A 9171-nucleotide genomic window follows, 5' to 3' on the forward strand; every position below is an offset into this window, starting at 1 on the left:
TTTACTGAAAACTTCGGCAAAGGCAATTTTTATATCAAAAGGCTTGATTTCAGCAATATGCTTTGCAGGAATATGATTATCTGTACTAACGAGAGTGTTTCCGAGCTTTATATTGCCGTCTATATCACGGAGTATCTTCTCACCAAATGCACCTATACCATTCCAAGCCAATGGATTGTTGCCGTCAACGATTTTCAGGGCTAATGACATCTTCGTTACTTCTATGGCAGCTTCATCGCAGTCTATACCATGAATGCAGTTTGTTACAATAGCTCGTCTGCCTGCTATCGTGAGCATATAGCTATCGTCTTGAACATAGAAATAATCGCTGTATTTGCTACGTTCATTTTCATCGGAGCTAAGGATTGCAATCATTTTCTTTGTAAGCAGTTCATAAACGGACACAGCAAAAACACCTGAACCACAACAAGGATCAAGCACTTTGATATTGAAGATGTCATCTATTGTGTTTACAGCGGACAGGTCAACAGTCTGCTTACAAATCATATCAACAATATGCTCCGGAGTGCAGACAGCTCCGTTTGTTTTAACATATTCGGATTTTGTGACTTCCTCTATTCTGCCATTGTTAATAACAAGCTGTTTTCCAAGGAATTCCTCATAGATATTAGCAATAACCTTAACAGGAATTACGTCAAAACGGTACGGAAATGGGTAATATAAGCCATTTACAAACTCTGCAAAAACATCGTTGTCGATATTAAGACTCTGGAATAAATCGTCACGCTTGAACATAGCTCCGTCATAATGGTCATAGAACTCCATGTAACAGCTGTTTTTGAATGAATTCCAAAAGCCGTTTTCATCAGAAAGAAAATGCTTTAGCTTTTCGTGCTTTTCTATTTCTTTCGACTCGCATACCCTTATGAAAATGATACGGTCAAGAATTACCTGAACATAATAATTGAGCAGCGAATCGTTGTTTATAACATCGGGGTTAAGCTCTACCAGTCTTTTGGCAAGCTTAATTCTAAATTCTGACAGCATGAGCATAAAGTTGCTGTCGAGCTGATTATTGCCCTCGATAGCTTTTGTCTTGTAAAGCTGTTCAAGACGGTTGGAGCAGATATTATCATGCCACAAATGCTCATATATGGTATCAAAGTTTTCAATATACTCGTCGATTGAATACTGCTTTGTTCCCATAGCAGCGCTCTGATCAGGCGATGGTTTAAAGCGAGTATCATATATTACAAGTTGCTCAAAGTTTGATACAAATGCACATGGAGACTGTGCAGACCAACCATATGAGCGAATTTGGAAGGCAGTTTCCTTACTGGTGAATATATTTACATCCAGAGATTTGGCATCTAAGAATGACTTTATATTTGTGCCATTCATCAATGTGTAATCAGGCTTTTTATGTGTAGAACTGATTTCTTTGAGCTTTTTCACCTGCTGATTGTTCAATACACGTTCCTGAAGAACCTGAGCAGTATTTTGAACATCCCAGCCGAATATATCAAGCAATTCATTAAGCCATGTACGGATAGTTTCTTCGCTGATATCTTTATGATCTTTTCCTCTGAGCGTATTATTATATCGTTCAATCAACTTAGAGAGCTTCGATTTTGCTGTTTCTTTGCTTGGATTTCCCATATCTATTCTCCTAAAAATGATTTATATGTAAAAAACAAATATCCAATTTACATTATAGCACAAACGAACTGAAAAAGCAACCTAAAAACCTATAATTTGCCTAAAAATCGTTATTCAGCGACTTCGACTCCACCGGAGTCAAAGTTCAGACCTTCCTCCCAAACTTCTCAACAAGTTCCTCGACCATAGCCTTTATCTCCGCCTTATACTTAGCTGAGAGGTCTTCAAGCTCCTTAGTCGGCAGACCGTTGCGTATCAGGCGTTTTTTTAGTTTGTCCATATCTTCCATACGCTCTTGCTTAGCCTGTATAAACTCGTCAAACTCGGCAGGGTGATACTTCTCAACACCTGCTTCAACGAGAACCTTCTTATATCTGCGGACATAGGCATCATAATCACGCTTCACGGCGGAATATGCCTTGGTGTTCTCCTTGTATATGGCTTCTTTCTGCTGTTTCTGAGCTTCGATGCACTCAGCGGTATGACAGCAGACCTCGCCTTCCGTTCCGAGGAACAGCTTATGGCAGAAACCGCACTCGCATATCGTCCACTTGTTTTGATGAACGAGCTGTCCAATCTCTGCAAGGACTGTAAGCAGGCAGTTATCGCTCTCACGGAACACATTGAATGTGTAATCATCGGCAGCAACTATCGTTCTTCCGGGCTGTATCATAAAATGCTCCATATTAGACTTATGGCTGAAATACGCATCACTGCACATCATGGCGAACTGCGTATCCATATACTCCATGAGCTTTCGGGAAACTTCGTCCTGTATCCTTCTCCTGTTGAGCTTGGCGATAACAACATCATTCGGTTTCAGTAGGACATACCTCTCCTTATCATAATACTCAATAACAGAGCCGACATATCCTCTGAAAAAGATATTCTCCCCATACTCGGCTATGAACCTTGCTATCATATCATCGATGCTGACATCAATGCTCCTGTCAATCCGCAGGGCGCTGTTGAGCCTGTCCTTGAAAGCGTCATAAGGCTCGGTATGCTCGCAGAACACTTTATGCTGATTCATCAGCTCATCAAAGGTGTACGTTCTCGTATTCAGGACTGCGCCGTGTAAGCTTTCATCGGTATCAATAACAGACTGTGCGATATTTATCGTGCGGTCTGTTTCGTTTATACGGTAAATTGTCGTAGTTCCCATACGCTTTCCTCGCTTTCGGTATCTTATGATATTATAACACATCACACGCAATATGTCAATTTTAATGCGTATTATAGCGTAACATACAGCGTATTTAAAAATATTATGCGTATTCTTTTGCGTAAATACGCAACACACGCACAAGGCCTCCGAAAGAAATGTTACAATGGTCATGTCAGCAGGAAAAGGTCGGCTGACAGCGGTATTGCATCCGAGATGCTGACCGCTATACATATAAAAGCGCTTTTATAAATACATCTGAAAGGAAGAGGATATTTGAACAACGAAACAACGTGGGCGCAGCCCACACCACTCCGTCCCGATGGGACAAACCTCCTGCCGTTCCCTGTGAACGCACTTCCACCTATTATAGGTGATATGGCGGACGCAATAGCGACTACCACTTCAACGGATGTTGCTATGGCAGGCACTTCAATACTCTCGGCGGTGAGCTACTGCTTTTCGGGCGTGTACAGTATGTCGGCAAAGCGTGACCATACGGAGCCGCTGGTACTTGATACCCTTACAATAGCAGAGCCGAGCTTCAAGAAGTCTCCTGTTATCTCTCTTATAAAGCGACCGTATATCCAGTTCGCTCATGACTGGAATGAAAACAACAAGCAGAACATCTTCACGGCGCAGGAAGAATACAAGCTGTTAGAGAACAAGCTCGAAGCACTTGAAAAGAAAAAGGACGTTACCGCCGAGGAGATAGCCAAGCTCCGGACAGAGCTGAGCAATATGCCACCGAGCAATTTCCGCAGGATAGCGGTTGACGATGTTACTCCCGAATCTCTTGTGAATCTGCTTGAAGAAAACGGCACTCTACTGATGATATCCGATGAAGCCGGAATGCTCGGTAATTTCAGCGGACGTTACAGCAACAATATACCGAACCTTGATCTCCTGCTGAAATCGTGGAACGGTGAAACGTATATCAGCGACAGAGCGACCAGGGCGAGCATTGTTCTCAAAAAGCCCTACATGAGCATCTGCCTTGCGTGTCAGCCTTATATGTTTGACAGTATGATAAACAATCCTGTGTTCCGTGGCAGCGGACTGATAGCTCGTTTTCTGTATTGTTTCCCCGTAAGTAATATTGGTCACCGTAAGTACGATACGCAGGCTGTTCCTGAAGCCGTTGCTGAGAATTACAAGCGGCTGATATACAAGCTCCTCAGCAGGAAGTTTGCTTATCAAGACGAAAAGGAGTTGTATCTCCATTTCGACGAAAAGACATACGGTGAGTTCGTAGATTACTACAACAGGCGTATTGAACCGATGCTCCTCACGGATATGGCATTCTGCAAGGACTGGGGCGGAAAGTATCACGGTGAACTGCTCCGCTTGTGCGGTATCATTCATTGCATCAAGTGTGCTTTGAATAATACTGATCCTGTCGAAACTCGTGTCGGCATTGATACGTTCTGCAATGCTATTGATATCGGTGAGTATTTCCGTGAACAGGCAATATATGCGTACAGTCTCGGAGACATTGACCTCGGAACGATAAAGGCAGAACGTGTGATAAACAAGATACGCTCAAAGCACATCACGAATATCCGACAGAACGACCTTTACAAGCTGTGCCGATGCACACTGTTTAAGAGCGCCGCCGACTTTGCGGAGACAATGGATATGCTTGAAGAATACAGGTATATTGTACGCAACACAAGCAAGGGCACAAACAACAAAACGATAACAGACGTTATCATCAACCCGAACATTTACAGATGATGAAGTCTGAACTTTCCGCATTTTGCACACTTTGAAACTGCAAAATGCTCAAAATGTTCAAAGTTCATAAAACACAAAACTCTTAGACAGAAAGATGAGGATTTTAATTATGACAAACGAAAGAAAAGAACAGCTTCTCGACCAGATACTTGAACTCATGACTGCTGTCGCTTACGACAGAGAGCCGAATGAGGTCGCAGTCCCCGAAACAACCAAAGCTCCTGAACCTAAAAAGGTGAAAATGCTGACCGTCAAGGAATGCACCGAGCTTATTGACGGGCTTTCCGAACACACTGTACGTATGCTTGTAGCTCAGAACAAGATCAAGTATATCCGCACAGGCGAAGGTGTCCGTGGAAAGATACTTGTCAACAAGGCTGATCTGCTTAACTATTTCCAGAATTGACGGTATTCGAGCAAGTAAAATCTGCTATTGACATGAGAACGGTTGCAGAGGGTTACGGTCTTGAAATTGATCGTGGCGGTATGACACATTGTCCCTTTCATGATGAGCGTACTCCCTCTGCAAAAATCTATCCCGATGCTCTTCATTGCTTCGGCTGCGGAACGCACGTTGACGTTATCGGTTTCACGCAGAAAATGTTCGGGCTGGACAAGCCTATTGATGCTGTGAAAAAGCTCAACGATGATTACAATCTTCACATTGATATCAGCAAAGCTCCGACTGCGGAAGAAGTTACCGAATATCAGAAGCGAGTCCGAGAAAAACGAGCCTATGAAGAATGGGAGAAGTCAGCGTGGCGAACACTCAATGATTACCTGTGGCTGATGCGTGAATGGAGAGAATTTGCTTCTGCTTCTCCCGATGAAGAATGTGACGAGCGTTTTGTATATTCCTTGCATCATCTGGACTACGCAGAGTACCTTTGTTTGGAGTTCATTAACTACAACAAAGCAGGGCGGCTTTCCATGAAAAATATCGTTGCAGAAATAGCAGATTTTCAGAAAAAATTGAGGGCTGATTTTTGAAATAATCATCGTTTCCGATATGATGTTTTTTCAAAATTGTAATGCGGATTTCTGCAGCTCTCACGGGTACGATTCAGAATAACCGTACCCACAATTTCGGCTGCTCCGCCAGCCGATAAGAGCCTCGCAGAGCCCCGGCATTTTTGATAGTCGTGTATGCGGCTGTCAAAAGTGCTTTGGGGTTACTGGCGGCACTCCGCAAGTAAATCCGGTGCTTCGCACCGTTTGGGTTGCCGATCTCCGTATCGTTGCAAGCCAATTAGCCCATCAGGGCGATAGGAAGCATAAGCTTCGTCTTATGCGTAATTATTCAAGCCCGTCCAGGGCGTAAATGATATGAAGCATAAGCTCCGTCTTATGCGTAATTTTATAAGCCCGACAGGGCGTAAATGATCAGAAGCACAAGCTTTGTCTTGTGCGTAATTATTCAAGCCCGTCAGGGCTACATGATGTAATCCTGTTTCAGGACTGCAAATGATAAAAATCTTTATAAAGGAGTAATTTTATAATGAGTACAAAATCTATTTCAATGTGTGAGGGTAAAGGCAGCCTTTCACACAACAATCGTGAGTTCACTGCTAAGAACATAGACAGCTCCAGAACACCAAACAATGTTGTGTTCGTTCAGCAGGCTCTGAGCGATGCTTATCATGAACTTTTTGATGAAGCGGTAGAGAAATATAACGCTAATCAGAAAAGAAAGGATCGTAAGATCGGTAACTACTTTGAACACCTGTTCAATCGCCTGCCGAGCAAGAGTGTTATTACAGGCACAAACAAGCATAAGAGCTTCTACGAACATCTCGTTTATATCGGAACGAGAAAAGACACCGCCGTCGGCACTCCTGATGCTGAGATAACGACTGAGTGCCTGCGTGAATATATGGAGGGATTTCAGCAGAGAAATCCTAACTTCTATGTGTTCAATGCGGTGCTGCATCTCGATGAATCCACACCGCACCTGCACATCAACTATATCCCCGTAGGTCACTTCACCCGTGGACTTGAAGTCCGCAATGCGAAGAACAAGGCTACGGAAGAAATGGGCTTCGGAAATGATGCGAAAGCGAATGAACGTTGGAGACGCAGTGAGTGGGATATTTTAAAGAATATTTGCAATGCTCACGGTATAGAAATATCCGAACCGAAGAAGTCCAGGGGTTACAGTTATAAGGTCGAGGAGTACGGCGAGCATCAGGACAAGATAAATGCTCTCAATGCTGAGATCGAAAGGCTCACCGCTGAGCGTGACGAGACAGTTGCCGAGTTTGAGAAACTGGCAAAGAAAAAAGTGAACATAGGCGAGATCGAGAGCATCGAAGCCAAGGAGTCTATGTTCGGCAAAAAGGTCACACTCTCTAAAGAGGACTATGACAAGCTCAGCGACACCGCAAAGAAGTATGTCGCTATGGAGAAGAACATCAAAAAGCTGAAAAAAGAGCGTGACGCTGCCGTGCAGGAGCTTGGTACTGTGAAGCAGCAGTTTGAAGCTATTTCCTCGGAGCTTGCGGGCTACAAGAAGAAAGAGGAGGACGCTCATTACTTTAGCCGTAAGAAGCTGAATGCCGAAGCACAGCGTATCAAGCGTGAAGATCAGCTCTCCCGTGATTTACAGAAAGCAAGGGCGTTCATATCCGCTTGTGGACTTGCGGAGGATTTTGCCCGGTATAAGTTTAACAAAACAAGAAATGCAGAGTTAGAATAAAAGATAAAAAGCTACGGCATATCTCCGAAAGTGCTTGACAAAGATAGAATAGTGCGCTACAATGCTAAATACAGAGATATGCCGTAGTGTAAATTTAGGAGGATTTACATTGGCGAATATAACAAAACGCGGAAACACATTCCGCATCAGGGTGTTTGTCGGCTGCGATATGAACGGCAAACAGCTTGTAAAATCAACGACCTACACTCCACCTGACGGAGTGACACCAAAGAAAGCCGAAAAGCTCGCCCAGGAGTATGCTTTCGAGTTCGAGAGACACTGCAAAGGTTACTCTCAGCTCAATGAGAATATGCGTTTCTCCGAGCTTGCAGATTGGTATTTCACAAACTACGCTCCGCAGGAGCTGAAAGAAAGCACGATCTACACCTACAAGGGGCAGTACAAGAATCACATCGAGCCTGTTCTCGGTAATGTCAAGGTAAAAGACATCAATGCTCCCAGGCTGACGCAGATAATGCAGTCCTATGACCTGAATCCTGCGACGGTAAAGAAGCTGTATGTCATAGTGCAGAGCATCTTCCGCAGAGGAGCAGAACAAGGCTTCATTCGTGACACTCCCTGCCGTAACGTGATACTGCCGAAGCGGAAGAAAAGCCGTAAAAACAAGGCTTTAGAGGAAGACAAGCTCAAAAGGTTCATGGAATACCTTGAAAGCAAGCCGTGGGACGAGGACTTCAAGCGTATCATCAAGGCTCTGCTGTACACGGGTATGCGTTCGGGAGAGTGCCTTGGACTTGCTTGGGAGGATATCGACTTTGAGAACAACACTATCTCGATAAACCACACGTTGACCGATATAGGCGGCAAGCATGAGCTGACTGATCCTAAGACCGAGAGCAGTATCCGCATCATCGGTATGGGACAGGAGCTGAAAAAGGTTCTTCTTGCACAGAAAGAGTATATCGAAAAGCTGAAATATGCCCTCGGTGATGATTTTGCACACCCTGAAATGGTGTTCGTATCTGCAAGAGGGAACTACCGTGACCGCAATTCGGTCTATCAGTCTCTCAAACGCTTCACTAAAGGAACGGAATTTGAGGATATGACCCTGCATCAGCTCCGTCACTGTAACGCTACTATGCTCCTGAACAGCGGTATCGACCTGAAAGTCGTGTCCGAGCATCTTGGACACCGTGACGTAAACATTACCGCAGAAATCTATGCTGATGTTCTGCGTAAAACAAAAGCCCGAACTGCCGAGCAGATCGAGCTGTGCCTGACATAAAGGCAAATAAAAAAACCTCCCTGCGCGAACAGAGAGGTTTTGAATTGACCAAATGTTGACCAAAGAGCATTTGACCACTCGCAAAGTGCGTAAATACGCAAGTTTTGAGGTATCTGATTATCTCTTTGAGAACTGAGGAGCACGACGAGCTGCTTTGAGACCGTACTTCTTTCTTTCCTTCATACGTGGGTCACGAGTAAGGAATCCAGCCTTTTTAAGCTCTGGTCTGAGTTCCTGATCATAAACGAGAAGTGCTCTTGAAACGCCATGTCTGATAGCACCTGCCTGACCTGTAACTCCGCCGCCCTTAACTGTGCAGATTATATCGAATTTATCTGTAGTGCCTACTAATTCAAGAGGCTGACGAACGATAAGCTTCAAAGTATCAAGACCAAAGTAATCGTCTATTGATCTGCCGTTTATAGTAATATTTCCTGAACCGGGGTAAAGTCTAACTCTTGCTACAGAATTTTTTCTTCTACCTGTTCCGTAGTAATATTTGCTTTTTGATTCGTACATTTAAAGTCGCCTCCTTAATTATAATGAATAAGCTTCAGGCTTCTGAGCCTCATGCTTATGAGCAGCATCTCTGTATGTTCTGAGACGCTTTATCTGATTTCTTCCCTGAGAATTGTTAGGAAGCATTCCGTTTACAGCGATCATCATTGCCTTTTCCGGCTTTGTAGCCATAAGTTCCTTGTAAGAAAC

At 43.9% G+C, this 9171-nt stretch carries 9 protein-coding genes; 5 read left to right on the forward strand and 4 right to left on the reverse strand.

Translation table 11 applies throughout. The features are described 5' to 3' along the window. A partial coding sequence (locus K5677_RS01560; protein ID WP_296723882.1) for a DNA methyltransferase occupies positions 1-1620 on the reverse strand: 1620 nt, incomplete at its 3' end. A 145-nt stretch (positions 1621-1765) separates the two neighbouring features. Beyond that, positions 1766-2785, reverse strand: a complete 1020-nt coding sequence (locus tag K5677_RS01565; protein ID WP_296723885.1) for a hypothetical protein — start codon at positions 2783-2785, stop codon at positions 1766-1768. Between the two features lie 276 nt (positions 2786-3061). On the opposite strand from K5677_RS01565, the gene K5677_RS01570 reads away from it, so the two are divergent. From K5677_RS01570 to K5677_RS01590, 5 genes are all read left to right on the forward strand, one after another. After that, positions 3062-4522: a YfjI family protein gene (locus tag K5677_RS01570; RefSeq protein WP_296723888.1), complete on the forward strand. Its 1461-nt coding sequence runs from the start codon at positions 3062-3064 to the stop codon at positions 4520-4522. Positions 4523-4631: 109 nt separating this feature from the next. Next, complete coding sequence (locus K5677_RS01575; RefSeq protein ID WP_296723891.1) at positions 4632-4928, forward strand: DNA-binding protein; 297 nt, start codon at positions 4632-4634, stop codon at positions 4926-4928. Further along, the gene (locus K5677_RS01580; protein WP_296723894.1) at positions 4925-5512 is read left to right on the forward strand and encodes a CHC2 zinc finger domain-containing protein; all 588 of its coding nucleotides are present in this window, start codon (positions 4925-4927) and stop codon (positions 5510-5512) included. Before K5677_RS01575 ends, K5677_RS01580 begins: the two co-directional genes overlap by 4 nt. A 508-nt stretch (positions 5513-6020) precedes the next feature. Beyond that, a complete protein-coding gene (locus K5677_RS01585) occupies positions 6021-7217 on the forward strand; it encodes a plasmid recombination protein (protein ID WP_296723895.1) in 1197 nt (398 codons plus the stop codon). A gap of 109 nt (positions 7218-7326) precedes the next feature. Then, a complete protein-coding gene (locus K5677_RS01590; RefSeq protein WP_296723897.1) occupies positions 7327-8463 on the forward strand; it encodes a site-specific integrase in 1137 nt (378 codons plus the stop codon). Between the two features lie 117 nt (positions 8464-8580). On the opposite strand, the gene rpsI is transcribed toward K5677_RS01590, so the two are convergent. Further along, positions 8581-8982 (reverse strand): 30S ribosomal protein S9, encoded by a 402-nt coding sequence (rpsI, locus tag K5677_RS01595; protein ID WP_296723898.1) that lies wholly within the window; start codon positions 8980-8982, stop codon positions 8581-8583. 18 nt (positions 8983-9000) lie between these two features. After that, positions 9001-9171, reverse strand: a 171-nt coding sequence (locus K5677_RS01600; protein ID WP_296723901.1) for an uL13 family ribosomal protein, incomplete at its 5' end; no start/stop codon positions are given.

It is taken from the genome of Ruminococcus sp., assembly GCF_024684275.1.

Bases quoted from the DNA above. Each gene is read 5' to 3' on its own strand.
- K5677_RS01565 (WP_296723885.1), bottom strand. From the start codon at position 2,785: ATGGGAACTACGACAATTTACCGTATAAACGAAACAGACCGCACGATA.
- K5677_RS01575 (WP_296723891.1), top strand. From the start codon at position 4,632: ATGACAAACGAAAGAAAAGAACAGCTTCTCGACCAGATACTTGAACTC.
- K5677_RS01585 (WP_296723895.1), top strand. From the start codon at position 6,021: ATGAGTACAAAATCTATTTCAATGTGTGAGGGTAAAGGCAGCCTTTCA.
- rpsI (WP_296723898.1), bottom strand. From the start codon at position 8,982: ATGTACGAATCAAAAAGCAAATATTACTACGGAACAGGTAGAAGAAAA.